Below are 14471 nucleotides of genomic sequence, written 5' to 3'. Positions count from 1 at the left end.
ATTGAAAAATTAAACAAGACGCTGTCTCACCACTTCATATAAAAAAGCCCCACAAGCCACAGATACATTTAAAGATTCAATAGTTCCGTACATTGGTAATTTTGCTTTTTCATCCACTACTTTTAATACCGATGGGTTTACACCACGTTCTTCATTACCCATAATAATCGCAACAGGTTCGTTGAAGTTAATGTCATAAATGTTTTGATCTGTTTTTTCAGTAGCGGCTACAGTTTTAATGCCACTTCCTTGCAAATGAAAAATGGCATCTTTAATATGGTCTACTTTACAAATAGGCACATTAAAGACAGCCCCAGCGCTAGTTTTAACTGTATCGCCGTTTACAGGAGCACTTCCTTGTTTTTGGATAATTATTCCGTTTACACCCGTACATTCTGCGGTTCTAATAATGGCGCCAAAGTTACGAGCATCTGACAATTGGTCTAGGATTAAAAATAAAGGCATTTTTCCTTGTTCTGTTGTGCTAACAATCATGTCTTCTAATTCATGAAAAGCAATAGGAGAAATTGTAGCTACTGCACCTTGATGATTCATAGCGGTCATTCGGTTTAGCTTTTCTACAGGAACATAACTAAAGTTTATGTTCTTAGATTTAATGCTTTTAAGCAATTCTCGCATTAAATCGCCTTGAGATTCTTTTTGAATAAATACTTTATCAATGATTGTTCCTGATTGGATAGCTTCAATGATTGCTCTAATCCCGAATATTTGATTGTCATTCTTCATGCTGCAAAGATAGTAAGAAAGAGTTAAGGAAAAAGGAAAAAGAAAAAAGGTGGTGAAATTTACTTTTATTAGTTTTTTAAAAAGTAGTTTTTAAACTCACTTGAACAATCGAGTTTGATAATTTAAAAGCTTGCCCACTTGATGAACCATTGGCATATACTAAATTAAAAATACCACTTTTATTAAGTAAACCAATTCCAAATCCAAACCCGTATAAATTGGCAGATGTTTGGTTTGCTTTGTCTTGAAAATAACCAAAATCAGTAAGGGTATGTACATATAAATTAGAAGCAACAATATATCTATATTCGGTAAAAACACCAGTAAATAAATTACCTTGCAAGCTATTTTCATTAAAACCTCTTATAGATTGTATTCCGCCAAATCGGTAAAGTTCATTTGTGTAATAGGTTGTACTTTGTAAATAATACGTATCTGTTTTTAAGTGTATATAATTTTTTTTATTTACTTCAAGGAGATAATTAGCTTGCAGTTGACTAAAAAATTGATTTGTTTTGTCAAGACCAATTTTTCGAGAACCAATCCCCATTTTTATATTCATCGAAAACACTTCTGGAAACACTTCATTGTCATAATTTAGTTTCTGATGCGAAATAGAAGTAGTCATAAAATTAGACGTCAAATCTTTTAAAGTAGCATTCGGATTTTTTTGAATCGCTTCAGATGTACTTTCTTTAACGCCTATGTATGCTTTTGTGTTATAGGAAAACATATAACCCAAGTCTGCATCAAAGCTACTTTGTTGGAAAATAGTGTCTTGTCTAAAAATTTTTAAGTTTCCTTTAAAGGCTAATGGCAATTGAAACAAGTAGGCTAATTCTAACTTTGCATTAAAAGTACTTTGTTTATTTCCGTCGTTTTTCCAATATAAGTTAAATCGTTCTCCTTTATTTAAATTGTTGTATAAATTTAAATCAAGATACCCATTAAATTGAAGTTTTTGTTTTGCTTCATTTGTTCCAAATCCAACAAAACCATCAAAACTATTGTTTTTTCTTTTTTCTAAATAAATATAAATATCTGTTGAATCTTTTGTCAATAATACTTCGGGATATTTAGGTTGATTTACGAAAGAAAGACTATTAAAATCTTTATATATTGTCTTAACGGTTTCTTGGTTAAATGTTATTCCTGCATATTTTTTTTCATATAGTTTTTTCACTCCTTTAGGAAAATCGGAATAACCAGAAACAACGAGTTTGTTAATTTTTCGAATAGCATTTAGTTCTAAATGTAAATTAGCTTCAAGTGAAGTTTGCTGTATTTTAAAATTAATGAGTTTTAATTTAGCTTGCGCATATCCTTTTTTTTCTAATAGGTTGAGTTTAGTATTTAAATAATTTTCAACCTCCGAAAGTAATAGTTTTGGGTCGGTATCTATTTCTAGAAGATTTTTATCAAATGTAGACAAATCATTATATCGAACTAAAATATTTTTTGTTTGGTTTCCTAGTGAATAGGTAAAAACAAATGTAGAATCGTTTGTTTTTTCCTGCTTACTAATTTCAGCTTCTAAAAATCCGGCTAGTAGTAATTTGTTCTGAAATGCTTGTTGTTCTTCAATAATCTTTTTTACAGAAGGAAGTTTAGAGGAATAGTTAAGACTGTCAATAATTTTCTTTTCAAGAACAGATGGGCTTTCAATTCTTAAGTAATAATTTTGACTTAGGCCACATAGGCTAAAAAGTAGAAAAAAAGACAAATAATTTTTCACGAGGTAAATATAAAGTAAAATTATAAATTCAGACTTAAAGCGTGTGGTAATTTTGTTCGTATGAATGGTGTCAACTTACTACTATGTTTTTTGTTTTCAACTTGCTCAAAATAAAATAATTAAAATTGCATTTGGATAATAAAAAATAATTTCTACCTTTGCATCCCCTAAAATAGGGTAGTTAAAACAAGTATTAATTTATTAGTAATTATGCCAACAATTCAACAATTAGTTAGAACAGGAAGAGCCAAAATAACTAAGAAGAGTAAATCGGCTGCTTTAGATTCTTGTCCTCAAAGAAGAGGTGTTTGTACGCGTGTTTATACTACAACGCCAAAAAAACCAAACTCTGCAATGCGTAAAGTTGCTAGGGTTCGTTTAACAAATGGTAATGAAGTGAATGCTTACATCCCAGGAGAAGGACACAATCTACAAGAGCACTCGATAGTATTAGTTAGAGGTGGAAGGGTAAAAGATTTACCAGGAGTTAGATACCACATCGTTCGTGGTGCGTTAGACACAGCAGGAGTTAAAGACCGTACTCAGAGAAGATCTAAGTATGGAGCTAAACGTCCAAAACCAGCTGCAAAATAATAGTAACGCTAAACTTTAAAAAAGAAAAGAAATGAGAAAAAGACAGGCCAAAAAAAGACCTCTTTTACCAGACCCAAAGTTTAACGATCAGTTAGTTACACGTTTCGTTAACAACTTAATGTGGGACGGTAAAAAATCAGTTGCTTTTAAAGTGTTTTACGATGCATTAGAAATCGTAGAATCTAAAAAGCAAGATGAAGAAAAACCTTCATTAGAAATATGGAAAGATGCATTAACTAATGTTATGCCTCATGTAGAAGTTCGTTCACGTCGTGTGGGTGGAGCTACATTCCAAATTCCAATGCAAATTCGTCCAGATAGAAAAATTTCTATGGCAATTAAATGGATGATTTTGTATGCTAGAAAAAGAAATGAAAAATCAATGGCTGGAAAACTTGCTTCTGAAATTTTAGCTGCGGCTAAAGAAGAAGGTGCTGCAGTTAAGAAAAGAATGGATACTCACAAAATGGCAGAAGCTAACAAAGCATTCTCTCATTTTAGATTTTAATTCATAAAGAAATGGCTAGAGATTTAAAATTTACAAGAAATATAGGTATTGCTGCTCATATTGATGCAGGAAAAACCACTACGACAGAGCGTATCTTATTCTATACAGGAAAATCACACAAAATTGGTGAAGTACATGATGGTGCTGCAACAATGGACTGGATGGCACAAGAGCAAGAAAGAGGTATTACAATTACTTCAGCTGCTACAACTTGTACTTGGAATTTCCCAACAAATCAAGGTGTAAATACGCCAGATTCAAAACCATACCACTTTAATATTATTGATACTCCGGGACACGTTGACTTTACAGTTGAAGTAAACCGTTCGTTACGTGTATTAGATGGGTTAGTATTCTTGTTTTCTGCAGTTGATGGTGTTGAGCCACAATCTGAAACAAACTGGAGATTAGCTGATCAATATCGAGTGCCTCGTATGGGGTTTGTTAATAAAATGGACCGTCAAGGATCAAACTTTTTAGCAGTTTGTCAACAAGTTAGAGATATGTTAAAATCTAATGCTGTTGCTATTACTTTGCCTATTGGTGAAGAAGCTGACTTCAAAGGAGTAGTAGATTTAGTTAAGAATCAAGCTATTGTATGGCATGATGAAACTCAAGGAGCTACATTTGACGTAATCGATATTCCAGCAGATATGGCTGATGAAGTAAAACAATATCGTTCTACTTTAATTGAAGCTGTTGCGGAATACGATGAAAATTTATTAGACAAATACATGGAGGATGAAAACTCTATTACTGAAGAAGAAATCAACAATGCATTGAGAGCAGCTACCATTGATATGGCTATTATTCCAATGATTTGTGGTTCTTCATTCAAAAATAAAGGTGTTCAATTCATGTTAGATGCAGTATGTAAATACTTGCCATCGCCAGTAGATAAAGAAGGTATTACAGGTATTCATCCAGATGATCAAGATTTGTTAGAGGAAGATCAAAAGAAAATTTTACGTCGTCCAGATGTGAAAGAGCCTTTTGCAGCTTTAGCATTTAAAATTGCAACAGATCCTTATGTAGGACGTTTAGCTTTCTTCCGTGCATATTCTGGTCGTTTAGATGCTGGTTCATATATTTTAAATACACGTTCTGGAAATAAAGAAAGAATTTCTCGTATTTATCAAATGCACGCTAATAAACAAAATCCAATCGATTATATCGAAGCAGGAGATATTGGTGCGGCAGTAGGATTTAAAGATATCAAGACTGGAGATACAATGTGTGATGAAAAACACCCAATTATTCTTGAGTCTATGAAATTCCCAGATCCAGTAATTGGTATTGCTATCGAGCCTAAAACTAAAGCTGACGTAGATAAAATGGGTATGGCTTTAGCTAAATTAGCTGAAGAAGATCCAACATTTACAGTTAGAACAGATGAGGCTTCAGGTCAAACAATCATTTCAGGTATGGGTGAGCTTCACTTAGATATCTTAGTTGATCGTATGAAACGTGAATTCAAAGTAGAGGTAAACCAAGGTGAGCCACAAGTTGAATACAAAGAAGCATTTACTAGATCTGCAGAACATAGAGAAGTTTATAAAAAACAATCAGGTGGACGTGGTAAATTTGGTGATATCGTTTTCCGTTTAGAGCCAGCAGATGAAGGTCAAGTTGGGTTACAATTCTTCAACGAAGTAAAAGGAGGTAACGTGCCTAGAGAATATGTGCCTGCTGTAGAAAAAGGTTTCAAAGAAGCTATGAAACAAGGACCTTTAGCGGGTTATGCGGTTGATAGCTTAAAAGTTACTTTATTAGATGGTTCTTACCACCCTGTGGATTCAGATGCTTTATCATTCGAATTGGCAGCAAAATTAGGATACAAAGAAGTAGCAAAAGCTGCTGGAGCTGTAATCTTAGAACCAATAATGAAAATTGAAGTTATCACTCCAGAAGAAAATATGGGTGATATCGTAGGGGATTTAAATAGAAGAAGAGGTCAGGTTAATGATATGGGTGATAGAGCTGGTTCAAAAGTAATCAAAGCTAATGTGCCTTTATCAGAGATGTTTGGATATGTAACAACATTAAGAACATTATCTTCAGGACGCGCTACATCTACTATGGAGTTTTCTCATTATGAGCAAACACCTTCAAATATTTCAGATGAAGTAATTAAAAAAGCAAAAGGTAACGCTTAATTTTTAACAAGATGAGTCAAAAAATTAGAATAAAATTAAAATCATACGATCATAATTTAGTAGATAAATCTGCTGAGAAGATTGTAAAGACTGTAAAAAGTACAGGTGCAGTTGTAACTGGTCCTATTCCGTTACCTACACACAAAAGAATTTTCACAGTATTACGTTCTCCACACGTAAACAAAAAATCAAGAGAGCAATTTGAATTAAGTTCTTATAAAAGATTATTAGACATCTATAGTTCTTCATCGAAAACTATTGATGCACTAATGAAATTAGAATTGCCTAGTGGAGTAGAAGTAGAGATCAAAGTTTAACTTTATCCTATAATAATAAGAAAAACCGAGTAGGAATACTACTCGGTTTTTTTAGTATAATTGAGAAGTATATATTTGTTTTTAAAAAAGTTAGCAAATTAGTTTTGTTAATAAATTTTTAATTTCTATATTTGCACGCTCAAAAAAATGGCTATTTATGCCATTGAGTATCAATGTTTAATTAATAATTAAGTTTTTATGTCTGGGTTAATCGGAAGAAAAATCGGTATGACTAGCATCTTTGACGAGAATGGGAAAAACATTCCATGTACTGTTATTGAGGCTGGGCCATGCGTTGTTACCCAAGTCAGAACCAATGCGGTTGACGGGTATGAAGCTCTCCAACTTGGTTTCGATGACAAAACTGAAAAGCACACTATTAAAGCTGAAGCAGGACACTTCAAAAAAGCAGGAACGGTGGCTAAGAAGAAAGTTGTTGAATTTCAAGGATTTGAGGAGGATTTCAAATTAGGTGATGTAATCAATGTTGATTTATTCGCTGAAGGAGAATTTGTAGATGTAGTTGGAGTATCTAAAGGAAAAGGATTCCAAGGAGTTGTTAAACGTCATGGATTTGGCGGAGTAGGACAAGCTACTCACGGTCAACATAACCGTTTAAGAGCACCAGGTTCTGTAGGAGCTTCATCTTATCCATCTAGAGTGTTCAAAGGTATGAGAATGGCCGGAAGAACAGGAGGAGAAAATGTAACAATTCAAAACCTTAGAGTTTTAAAAGTGGTTGCTGACAAAAATCTTTTAGTAGTTAAAGGATGTGTACCAGGTCACAAAAACTCTTATGTAATCATTCAGAAGTAATGGAAGTAAAAGTTTTAGATATCAACGGAAAAGATACAGGTCGTAAGGTTCAACTTTCTGATGCTGTTTTCGCAATTGAGCCTAATAAACATGCTGTCTATTTAGATGTTAAACAGTACTTAGCTAATCAAAGACAAGGTACTCACAAGTCTAAAGAAAGAGCTGAAATTGCTGGAAGTACTAGAAAAATTAAAAAACAAAAAGGTACAGGTACGGCTCGTGCAGGTAGTGTTAAATCTCCTGTGTTTGTTGGTGGGGGTAGAATTTTTGGTCCAAAACCAAGAAACTATTCTTTCAAATTAAACAAGAATTTAAAAAGATTAGCTCGTAAATCTGCTTTGTCAATGAAAGCAAATGAGAGTAATTTAATCGTGGTAGAAGATTTTACATTTGATACACCAAATACTAAAAATTTCATTAATGTATTGAAAGCTTTAGGGTTAGATAATAAAAAATCTTTATTCGTGTTGGGTGATTCAAATAAAAATGTATATTTGTCGTCGCGCAATTTAAAATCAACTTCTGTTGTAATGGATTCAGAATTAAGTACTTACACTATTTTAAACACAAATAGTCTAGTTCTTTTTGAAGGAGCAGTAGAAGGTATTGAAGCTAATTTAAGTAAATAATTTAGATTATGAGCGTTATAATTAAACCCATCATAACTGAAAAAATCACTAAAGATGGTGAAATATTTAACCGTTTTGGATTTGTAGTTGATAAAAAAGCAAACAAAGTAGAAATTAAAAAAGCTATTGAGTCTGCTTATGGTGTATCTGTTATTGCAGTAAACACAATGAACTATAGAGCTGACAGATCGGTTAAGTACACTAAAAGTGGATTAATCAGTGGAAAAACAAATGCTTACAAAAAAGCAGTTGTTCAAGTTAAAGAAGGAGAAACAATAGATTTTTATACTAATATCTAATAGAAAATGTCAGTTAGAAAATTAAAACCTATTACCCCTGGTCAGCGATTTAGAGTTGTAAATAGCTTTGACACTATTACAACTGATAAGCCGGAGCGTTCATTATTGGCTCCGAAAAAAAACTCAGGAGGTAGAAATAGTCAAGGAAAAATGACCATGCGTTATACAGGTGGTGGTCATAAACAAAAGTATCGTGTAATTGATTTTAAAAGAGCTAAAGTTGGAATTCCAGCTACAGTAAAAACAATTGAATACGATCCAAATCGTTCAGCATTTATTTCATTATTGTCATATGCTGATGGTGCAAAAACATATATCATTGCACAAAATGGTTTAAAAGTAGGACAAACTTTGGTTTCAGGTGAAAACGCAGCTCCAGAAATTGGAAATGCATTACCTTTAAGTAAAATTCCTCTAGGAACAGTTATTTCTTGTATTGAGTTAAGACCTGGTCAAGGTGCAGTTATTGCACGTTCTGCAGGAACATTTGCTCAATTAATGGCAAGAGATGGTAAATATGCTACTATCAAAATGCCTTCAGGTGAAACAAGATTAATCTTATTAACTTGTATGGCTACAATCGGAGCGGTTTCAAATTCAGACCACCAATTAGTAGTTTCAGGTAAAGCAGGTAGATCAAGATGGTTAGGAAGAAGACCTAGAACAAGACCAGTTGCAATGAACCCAGTTGATCACCCTATGGGAGGTGGTGAAGGACGTTCTTCAGGAGGTCACCCACGTTCAAGAAAAGGTTTACCAGCTAAAGGTTATAGAACTCGTTCTAAAGTTAACCCGAGTAATAAGTATATTGTAGAACGTAGAAAGAAATAATTTAGTAAGACATGGCACGTTCATTAAAAAAAGGACCATTTGTACATTTTAAATTAGAGAAAAAAGTACAAGAAAACATTGCTGGTGGTAACAAAAATGTGGTTAAGACTTGGTCAAGAGCATCAATGATTATTCCAGATTTTGTGGGACAAACTATCGCTGTTCATAATGGTCGCCAATTCGTTCCGGTATATATTACTGAGAACATGGTAGGTCATAAATTAGGAGAATTTTCGCCAACAAGATCTTTTAGAGGTCATGCTGGTGCAAAAAATAAAGGTAAAAAATAATAAGAAGTCATGGGAGTTCGTAAAAGAGAAGCAGCAGAGCAAAGAAAAGAAGCTAACAAGCAAATCGCTTTTGCTAAGTTAAATAACTGCCCTTCTTCACCAAGAAAAATGCGTTTAGTTGCAGACTTAGTAAGAGGTCAGAAAGTAGAAAATGCTCTTAATATATTAAGATTCAGTTCAAAAGAAGCTTCTAAAAAGTTAGAGAAATTAGTATTATCAGCTATCGCCAATTGGCAAGCTAAAAATGCTGACGCAAATTTAGAAGAAGCAGGCTTATTTGTAAAAGAGATCAGAGTTGACGGAGGTATGATGTTAAAAAGATTACGTCCAGCACCTCAAGGTCGTGCACACAGAATTAGAAAACGCTCTAATCATGTAACAGTGGTTTTAGGAGCAAATAATAACACACAAAGCTAATTATAAACAGTATGGGACAAAAGACAAATCCAATAGGTAACAGACTTGGTATCATCAGAGGATGGGATTCTAACTGGTATGGTGGAAACGACTACGGCGATAAAATTGCTGAAGACGCTAAAATCAGAAAGTATATCCACGCTCGTTTAGCAAAAGCTAGTGTATCAAAAATAATTATCGAGAGAACTTTAAAACTTGTAACCGTTACTATCACTACGGCTCGTCCAGGTATCATTATTGGTAAAGGAGGTCAAGAGGTAGACAAGTTAAAAGAAGAACTTAAGAAAATTACTGATAAGGAAATTCAAATCAATATTTTCGAAATCAAAAGACCAGAATTAGATGCTTATTTAGTAGCAAATTCTATTGCACGTCAAATTGAAAGTAGAATTTCTTACAGAAGAGCAATCAAAATGGCTATTGCTGCTGCTATGAGAATGAACGCTGAAGGAATCAAAGTTATGATTTCTGGCCGTTTAAATGGCGCTGAAATGGCACGTTCTGAGCACTTCAAAGAAGGTAGAATTCCATTATCAACTTTCAGAGCTGATATTGATTATTCATTAGCTGAAGCACATACTACTTACGGTAGAATGGGTATCAAAGTATGGATAATGAAAGGTGAAGTTTACGGGAAAAGAGATCTTTCTCCGTTAGTAGGTATGGACAAAAAAGGACCAAAATCTACAGGATCATCTTCTCCAAAAGGAAATGGTAAACCAAACCAACGCAAAAGAAAGTAATTATTTTAAATTAAAGAGAAATGTTACAACCTAAAAGAACAAAATACCGTAAGGTACAGAAGGGTAAAATGAAAGGTGTCTCTCAAAGAGGTCATGTACTTTCTAATGGTATGTTTGGAATAAAATCTTTAGATTCATGCTTTATTACTTCTCGTCAAATTGAAGCTGCACGTATTGCTGCAACTCGTTACATGAAAAGAGAAGGTCAATTATGGATTAAAATTTTCCCAGACAAACCAATTACGAAAAAACCACTTGAAGTACGTATGGGTAAAGGAAAAGGTGCAGTCGAATATTGGGCTGCAGTTGTAAAACCAGGAAGAATTATGTTTGAAGTTGGTGGCGTGCCACTTTCTATTGCTAAAGAAGCTTTACGCTTAGCAGCTCAAAAACTTCCTGTAAAAACTAAGTTTGTAGTTGCTAGAGATTTCGAAGCATAATAAAATTTAATTATGAAAAAATCAGAATTATCAAATCTATCAGTAGCTGAGTTACAAAACAAACTTGGTGAATTGAAGAAGTCTTATATGGAGTTAAAAATGGCTCATACCATTTCTCCAATTGCTAATCCGCTTCAATTAAGAACATTGAGAAGAGAAGTAGCTAGGGTTGCTACAGAAATAAGCAAACGATAGTTACACTAATTGTATTCTACTGAAAGATGGAAAAAAGAAATTTAAGAAAAGAAAGAGTTGGTGTTGTTACTAGCAACAAAATGGAGAAATCTATTGTTGTTTCTGAAACAAGAAGAGTAAAACACCCTTTATACGGTAAGTTCGTGTTAAAAACAAAGAAATATGTTGCACACGACGAAAAAAATGACTGTAACATTGGTGATACAGTAAAGATCATGGAAACAAGACCTTTATCTAAAACTAAATGTTGGAGATTAGTTGAAATCATTGAAAGAGCGAAGTAATTATGGTACAACAAGAATCAAGATTAAAAGTAGCAGATAACACGGGAGCTAAAGAAGTTTTAACTATCCGTGTATTAGGAGGAACGAAACGTCGTTATGCCTCTGTTGGAGATAAAATTGTAGTTTCTATTAAAGATGCTACTCCTAACGGAAACGTTAAAAAAGGAGCGGTATCAACTGCAGTTGTTGTACGTACTAAAAAAGAAGTGAGAAGAGCCGATGGTTCATACATCAGATTTGATGACAACGCATGTGTGTTATTAAACGCTGCTGGTGAAATGAGAGGTACTCGTGTTTTTGGTCCCGTAGCAAGAGAACTTCGTGAAAAACAATTCATGAAAATTGTATCATTAGCACCTGAAGTGCTTTAATTCTAAATAGATATGATAAAGCTAAAAATTAAATCAGGAGATCTAGTAAGAGTTATCGCTGGTGACCATAAAGGTCAAGAGGGAAAAGTGTTACGTGTTCTTCGTGAAAAAAATAAAGCCGTAGTAGAAGGTGTAAACATGGTTTCAAAACATACGAAACCAAGCGCGCAAAATCCTCAAGGCGGAATTGTGAAAAAAGAAGCTCCTATACAAATTTCAAACATTGCTTTAATAGATCCTAAAACAAAAGGAACTACTAAAGTAGGTTTTAAAATAGAAGGAGATAAGAAAGTAAGATTTTCAAAAAAATCTAATCAAGTATTATAGTTATGGCTTATTTACCTAGACTAAAGGAAGAATATAAAAGTAGAGTTATTGCTGCTTTGAGAGAAGAATTTGGTTACAAGAATGTAATGCAAGTTCCAAAATTAGAAAAAATTGTAATTAGCCGTGGCGTTGGTGCTGCTGTTTCTGATAAAAAATTAGTTGATTACGCAGTTGAAGAATTAACTAAAATTACAGGACAAAAAGCAGTTCCTACTATTTCTAAGAAAGACGTTGCGTCTTTTAAATTAAGAAAAGGGATGCCTATTGGTGCTAAAGTTACTTTAAGAGGAGAAAGAATGTATGAGTTTTTAGATAGACTTATTACTTCAGCTTTACCTCGTGTAAGAGATTTTGGTGGTATCAAATCAACTGGATTTGACGGAAGAGGTAATTATAACTTAGGTGTTTTAGAGCAAATCATTTTCCCAGAAATTGATATTGATAAAGTAAACAAAATTGCCGGGTTTGATATTACATTTGTAACTTCTGCAAATACAGATAAAGAGGCAAAATCATTATTAGCAGAATTAGGATTACCTTTTAAAAAGAATTAAGTTATGGCTAAAGAATCAATGAAAGCCCGTGAGGTGAAAAGAATTGCATTAGTAGAAAAGTATGCTGAAAAAAGAAAAGCTTTAAAAGAAGCTGGAGATTTTGAAGGTTTACAAAAATTACCAAAAAATTCTTGTCCAGTTAGAGTACACAACAGATGTAAATTAACAGGAAGACCAAGAGGGTACATGAGACAATTTGGTATTTCACGTGTAACATTCCGTGAAATGGCAAACCAAGGTTTGATTCCAGGTGTTAAAAAAGCAAGCTGGTAATTAAATTAAATTTTATTAATTGATTAAAGGTTCAGTAAATGAGTGTTTATTGAAAACCATAGTCACAATTTCATAAATATGTATACAGATCCTATTGCAGATTTTTTAACAAGAATCAGAAATGCTGTGAGAGCTAACCACAAAGTGGTAGAAATTCCAGCTTCTAATCTTAAAAAAGAAATCACTAAGATTTTATTCGATCAAGGATATATCTTAAGTTACAAATTTGATGATAGTTCCGTTCAAGGTACAATCAAAATCGCTTTAAAGTATGATAAAGATACTAAAGAAGCAGTAATTAGAGATATCCAAAGAATTAGTAAACCAGGTTTACGTAAATATGCAAGTTCAACAAACATCCCTAGAATCTTAAATGGTTTAGGAATTGCAATTGTTTCTACATCTAAAGGTGTAATGACAGGAAAGCAAGCTAAACAATTAAATGTGGGCGGTGAAGTAATTTGTTACGTATACTAATAAAAAGACCAAGAGAATGTCAAGAATAGGTAAAAATCCAATTGCAATTCCAGCAGGAGTAACTGTAGAAGTTAAAGATGCTGTAGTTACAGTAAAAGGAAAATTAGGCGAGCTTTCTCAGGATTTTTCTGATGTAACGGTAAAAATCGAAGATAACCAAGTTATCGTTGAACGTTCATCTGATTATAAAACTGAAAGAGCGAAACACGGATTGTATCGTGCCTTAATCAATAATATGATTGTAGGTGTTTCTGAAGGTTTCACAAAAGAATTAGAATTAGTAGGAGTTGGTTATAGAGCTTCTAATGCAGGTCAAAAATTAGACTTAGCTTTAGGTTTCTCTCACAACATCGTATTAGAAGTAGTTTCTGAAGTGAATGTAGAAACCATCTCAGAAAAAGGTAAAAATCCGATAGTAAAATTAACATCATTTGACAAACAACTTTTAGGACAGGTAGCTGCTAAAATCAGATCTTTCCGTAAACCAGAACCTTACAAAGGTAAAGGAGTTAAGTTTGTTGGTGAAGAATTAAGAAGAAAAGCAGGTAAATCAGCTTAAAAATTAAAGTTATGTCATTAACAAAATCTGAAAGAAGACAAAGAATACAGTTCAGAATCAGAAAGACTGTAAGCGGAACTGCTGCTCAACCTAGACTTTCTGTTTTTAGAAGTAATAAGGAAATCTATGCACAAATCATAGATGATGTAAACGGTGTTACTTTAGTTGCAGCCTCTTCAAGAGACAAAGAAATTGCTACTAAAGGTACTAAAATTGAAACTGCAAATGCAGTAGGAAAATCGATAGCTGAAAAAGCTCTTAAAGCGGGTATAACTACCATCTCTTTTGATAGAGGAGGAAATTTATACCACGGACGTGTTAAATCATTAGCTGAAGGAGCTAGAGAAGCTGGACTTAAATTCTAATTAGGATATGTATCACAATTATAAAAACGTAGAATTAGTAAAACCAGCAGGTCTTGAATTAAAAGACCGTTTGGTAAGTGTTAATCGTGTTACTAAAGTTACTAAAGGAGGTAGAGCATTTGGTTTCTCTGCTATCGTTGTAGTAGGTGATGAAAACGGAGTAGTTGGACACGGATTAGGAAAATCTAAAGATGTATCTGAAGCAATTGCAAAAGCAGTTGAAGATGCAAAGAAAAATTTAGTAAAAATTCCTTTAAGTGGACAATCTGTTCCTCACGAGCAAAAAGGTAAATTTGGTGGAGCTAGAGTATTTTTAATGCCTGCGTCACACGGTACTGGAGTAATTGCCGGTGGTGCTGTACGTGCGGTCTTAGAATCAGTTGGTATCCATGATGTATTATCAAAATCTCAAGGTTCATCTAACCCTCATAATGTGGTAAAAGCTACTTTTGATGCTTTACTACAGATGAGAAGCGCTGCAACAGTTGCTAAACAAAGAGGTGTATCATTAGACAAAGTATTTAAAGGTTAATAATACAAGGAA

At 33.5% G+C, this 14471-nt stretch carries 24 protein-coding genes; 22 read left to right on the top strand and 2 right to left on the bottom strand.

From position 1 onward, the window contains the following. Positions 1 to 9: 9 nt before the first annotated feature. A complete protein-coding gene (rlmB, locus tag RF683_RS08235; RefSeq protein WP_309531822.1) occupies positions 10 to 747 on the bottom strand; it encodes a 23S rRNA (guanosine(2251)-2'-O)-methyltransferase RlmB in 738 nt (245 codons plus the stop codon). Between the two features lie 76 nt (positions 748 to 823). Beyond that, the gene (locus RF683_RS08230) at positions 824 to 2470 is read right to left on the bottom strand and encodes a BamA/TamA family outer membrane protein (RefSeq protein ID WP_309531821.1); all 1647 of its coding nucleotides are present in this window, start codon (positions 2468 to 2470) and stop codon (positions 824 to 826) included. 222 nt (positions 2471 to 2692) lie between these two features. Between RF683_RS08230 and rpsL the strand changes: the two genes are divergently transcribed. The 22 genes from rpsL to rpsE all read left to right on the top strand — a co-directional run bounded on the left by rpsL (position 2693) and on the right by rpsE (position 14459). Continuing rightward, positions 2693 to 3076, top strand: a complete 384-nt coding sequence (gene rpsL, locus RF683_RS08225; RefSeq protein WP_298660191.1) for a 30S ribosomal protein S12 — start codon at positions 2693 to 2695, stop codon at positions 3074 to 3076. Positions 3077 to 3107: 31 nt separating this feature from the next. Then, the gene (gene rpsG / locus RF683_RS08220) at positions 3108 to 3584 is read left to right on the top strand and encodes a 30S ribosomal protein S7 (protein ID WP_309531820.1); all 477 of its coding nucleotides are present in this window, start codon (positions 3108 to 3110) and stop codon (positions 3582 to 3584) included. Between the two features lie 11 nt (positions 3585 to 3595). After that, positions 3596 to 5740: an elongation factor G gene (gene fusA / locus RF683_RS08215; RefSeq protein ID WP_309531819.1), complete on the top strand. Its 2145-nt coding sequence runs from the start codon at positions 3596 to 3598 to the stop codon at positions 5738 to 5740. Positions 5741 to 5751: 11 nt separating this feature from the next. After that, entirely contained in the window at positions 5752 to 6057 is a 306-nt protein-coding gene (rpsJ, locus tag RF683_RS08210; RefSeq protein ID WP_014387696.1) for a 30S ribosomal protein S10, read from the top strand. A 198-nt stretch (positions 6058 to 6255) separates the two neighbouring features. Next, positions 6256 to 6873 (top strand): 50S ribosomal protein L3, encoded by a 618-nt coding sequence (gene rplC / locus RF683_RS08205; protein WP_309531818.1) that lies wholly within the window; start codon positions 6256 to 6258, stop codon positions 6871 to 6873. Continuing rightward, a complete protein-coding gene (rplD, locus tag RF683_RS08200) occupies positions 6873 to 7502 on the top strand; it encodes a 50S ribosomal protein L4 (protein ID WP_309531817.1) in 630 nt (209 codons plus the stop codon). The genes rplC and rplD overlap by 1 nt, the downstream gene beginning before the upstream one ends. An 8-nt stretch (positions 7503 to 7510) precedes the next feature. After that, positions 7511 to 7801 (top strand): 50S ribosomal protein L23, encoded by a 291-nt coding sequence (gene rplW, locus RF683_RS08195; RefSeq protein ID WP_298660200.1) that lies wholly within the window; start codon positions 7511 to 7513, stop codon positions 7799 to 7801. A gap of 6 nt (positions 7802 to 7807) precedes the next feature. Then, the gene (gene rplB / locus RF683_RS08190; protein WP_298660202.1) at positions 7808 to 8632 is read left to right on the top strand and encodes a 50S ribosomal protein L2; all 825 of its coding nucleotides are present in this window, start codon (positions 7808 to 7810) and stop codon (positions 8630 to 8632) included. An 11-nt stretch (positions 8633 to 8643) separates the two neighbouring features. Then, positions 8644 to 8922 carry a 30S ribosomal protein S19 gene (rpsS, locus tag RF683_RS08185; protein ID WP_288980047.1) on the top strand — a complete coding sequence of 93 codons (279 nt, stop codon included), beginning with the start codon at positions 8644 to 8646 and terminating at the stop codon, positions 8920 to 8922. Positions 8923 to 8931: 9 nt separating this feature from the next. After that, the gene (rplV, locus tag RF683_RS08180; protein ID WP_288980044.1) at positions 8932 to 9339 is read left to right on the top strand and encodes a 50S ribosomal protein L22; all 408 of its coding nucleotides are present in this window, start codon (positions 8932 to 8934) and stop codon (positions 9337 to 9339) included. A gap of 11 nt (positions 9340 to 9350) precedes the next feature. Continuing rightward, a complete protein-coding gene (rpsC, locus tag RF683_RS08175; RefSeq protein WP_309531816.1) occupies positions 9351 to 10082 on the top strand; it encodes a 30S ribosomal protein S3 in 732 nt (243 codons plus the stop codon). A 20-nt stretch (positions 10083 to 10102) separates the two neighbouring features. After that, on the top strand, positions 10103 to 10522 hold the full coding sequence (rplP, locus tag RF683_RS08170) for a 50S ribosomal protein L16 (protein ID WP_298655744.1): 420 nt from the start codon (positions 10103 to 10105) through the stop codon (positions 10520 to 10522). A gap of 12 nt (positions 10523 to 10534) precedes the next feature. Continuing rightward, positions 10535 to 10717 carry a 50S ribosomal protein L29 gene (gene rpmC / locus RF683_RS08165; protein ID WP_298655746.1) on the top strand — a complete coding sequence of 61 codons (183 nt, stop codon included), beginning with the start codon at positions 10535 to 10537 and terminating at the stop codon, positions 10715 to 10717. Between the two features lie 26 nt (positions 10718 to 10743). Further along, positions 10744 to 11001, top strand: coding sequence for a 30S ribosomal protein S17 (gene rpsQ, locus RF683_RS08160; protein ID WP_298655749.1), 258 nt, complete (start codon positions 10744 to 10746; stop codon positions 10999 to 11001). Between the two features lie 2 nt (positions 11002 to 11003). Continuing rightward, positions 11004 to 11372 (top strand): 50S ribosomal protein L14, encoded by a 369-nt coding sequence (gene rplN, locus RF683_RS08155; protein ID WP_007803649.1) that lies wholly within the window; start codon positions 11004 to 11006, stop codon positions 11370 to 11372. A gap of 12 nt (positions 11373 to 11384) precedes the next feature. Continuing rightward, the gene (gene rplX / locus RF683_RS08150) at positions 11385 to 11699 is read left to right on the top strand and encodes a 50S ribosomal protein L24 (protein ID WP_298655752.1); all 315 of its coding nucleotides are present in this window, start codon (positions 11385 to 11387) and stop codon (positions 11697 to 11699) included. Between the two features lie 2 nt (positions 11700 to 11701). Continuing rightward, positions 11702 to 12253, top strand: coding sequence for a 50S ribosomal protein L5 (rplE, locus tag RF683_RS08145; protein WP_298655753.1), 552 nt, complete (start codon positions 11702 to 11704; stop codon positions 12251 to 12253). Positions 12254 to 12256: 3 nt separating this feature from the next. Beyond that, complete coding sequence (gene rpsN / locus RF683_RS08140) at positions 12257 to 12526, top strand: 30S ribosomal protein S14 (RefSeq protein WP_014387709.1); 270 nt, start codon at positions 12257 to 12259, stop codon at positions 12524 to 12526. A 78-nt stretch (positions 12527 to 12604) separates the two neighbouring features. Next, complete coding sequence (gene rpsH / locus RF683_RS08135) at positions 12605 to 13003, top strand: 30S ribosomal protein S8 (protein ID WP_298655754.1); 399 nt, start codon at positions 12605 to 12607, stop codon at positions 13001 to 13003. Positions 13004 to 13019: 16 nt separating this feature from the next. Then, positions 13020 to 13562 (top strand): 50S ribosomal protein L6, encoded by a 543-nt coding sequence (rplF, locus tag RF683_RS08130; protein WP_309531815.1) that lies wholly within the window; start codon positions 13020 to 13022, stop codon positions 13560 to 13562. An 11-nt stretch (positions 13563 to 13573) separates the two neighbouring features. Then, complete coding sequence (gene rplR, locus RF683_RS08125) at positions 13574 to 13927, top strand: 50S ribosomal protein L18 (protein ID WP_309531814.1); 354 nt, start codon at positions 13574 to 13576, stop codon at positions 13925 to 13927. 7 nt (positions 13928 to 13934) lie between these two features. Next, positions 13935 to 14459, top strand: coding sequence for a 30S ribosomal protein S5 (gene rpsE / locus RF683_RS08120; protein WP_091467587.1), 525 nt, complete (start codon positions 13935 to 13937; stop codon positions 14457 to 14459). The last annotated feature ends 12 nt before the right edge of the window (positions 14460 to 14471 follow it).

Source organism: Flavobacterium sp. 20NA77.7, from assembly GCF_031326205.1.
Taxonomy (GTDB): domain Bacteria; phylum Bacteroidota; class Bacteroidia; order Flavobacteriales; family Flavobacteriaceae; genus Flavobacterium; species Flavobacterium nakdongensis.
This window is presented reverse-complemented; position numbering and strand designations above follow the sequence as displayed.

Coding starts and splice junctions, on each gene's coding strand:
- rpsJ (WP_014387696.1), top strand. CDS start 5,752: ATGAGTCAAAAAATTAGAATAAAATTAAAATCATACGATCATAATTTA.
- rpsN (WP_014387709.1), top strand. CDS start 12,257: ATGGCTAAAGAATCAATGAAAGCCCGTGAGGTGAAAAGAATTGCATTA.
- rlmB (WP_309531822.1), bottom strand. CDS start 747: ATGAAGAATGACAATCAAATATTCGGGATTAGAGCAATCATTGAAGCT.
- rpsL (WP_298660191.1), top strand. CDS start 2,693: ATGCCAACAATTCAACAATTAGTTAGAACAGGAAGAGCCAAAATAACT.
- rplP (WP_298655744.1), top strand. CDS start 10,103: ATGTTACAACCTAAAAGAACAAAATACCGTAAGGTACAGAAGGGTAAA.
- rplC (WP_309531818.1), top strand. CDS start 6,256: ATGTCTGGGTTAATCGGAAGAAAAATCGGTATGACTAGCATCTTTGAC.
- rplV (WP_288980044.1), top strand. CDS start 8,932: ATGGGAGTTCGTAAAAGAGAAGCAGCAGAGCAAAGAAAAGAAGCTAAC.
- rplE (WP_298655753.1), top strand. CDS start 11,702: ATGGCTTATTTACCTAGACTAAAGGAAGAATATAAAAGTAGAGTTATT.
- rplB (WP_298660202.1), top strand. CDS start 7,808: ATGTCAGTTAGAAAATTAAAACCTATTACCCCTGGTCAGCGATTTAGA.
- rplW (WP_298660200.1), top strand. CDS start 7,511: ATGAGCGTTATAATTAAACCCATCATAACTGAAAAAATCACTAAAGAT.
- rpsH (WP_298655754.1), top strand. CDS start 12,605: ATGTATACAGATCCTATTGCAGATTTTTTAACAAGAATCAGAAATGCT.
- rplX (WP_298655752.1), top strand. CDS start 11,385: ATGATAAAGCTAAAAATTAAATCAGGAGATCTAGTAAGAGTTATCGCT.
- rpsC (WP_309531816.1), top strand. CDS start 9,351: ATGGGACAAAAGACAAATCCAATAGGTAACAGACTTGGTATCATCAGA.
- rplR (WP_309531814.1), top strand. CDS start 13,574: ATGTCATTAACAAAATCTGAAAGAAGACAAAGAATACAGTTCAGAATC.
- rpmC (WP_298655746.1), top strand. CDS start 10,535: ATGAAAAAATCAGAATTATCAAATCTATCAGTAGCTGAGTTACAAAAC.
- rpsQ (WP_298655749.1), top strand. CDS start 10,744: ATGGAAAAAAGAAATTTAAGAAAAGAAAGAGTTGGTGTTGTTACTAGC.
- rplD (WP_309531817.1), top strand. CDS start 6,873: ATGGAAGTAAAAGTTTTAGATATCAACGGAAAAGATACAGGTCGTAAG.
- rpsS (WP_288980047.1), top strand. CDS start 8,644: ATGGCACGTTCATTAAAAAAAGGACCATTTGTACATTTTAAATTAGAG.
- rpsE (WP_091467587.1), top strand. CDS start 13,935: ATGTATCACAATTATAAAAACGTAGAATTAGTAAAACCAGCAGGTCTT.
- fusA (WP_309531819.1), top strand. CDS start 3,596: ATGGCTAGAGATTTAAAATTTACAAGAAATATAGGTATTGCTGCTCAT.
- rplF (WP_309531815.1), top strand. CDS start 13,020: ATGTCAAGAATAGGTAAAAATCCAATTGCAATTCCAGCAGGAGTAACT.
- rpsG (WP_309531820.1), top strand. CDS start 3,108: ATGAGAAAAAGACAGGCCAAAAAAAGACCTCTTTTACCAGACCCAAAG.
- rplN (WP_007803649.1), top strand. CDS start 11,004: ATGGTACAACAAGAATCAAGATTAAAAGTAGCAGATAACACGGGAGCT.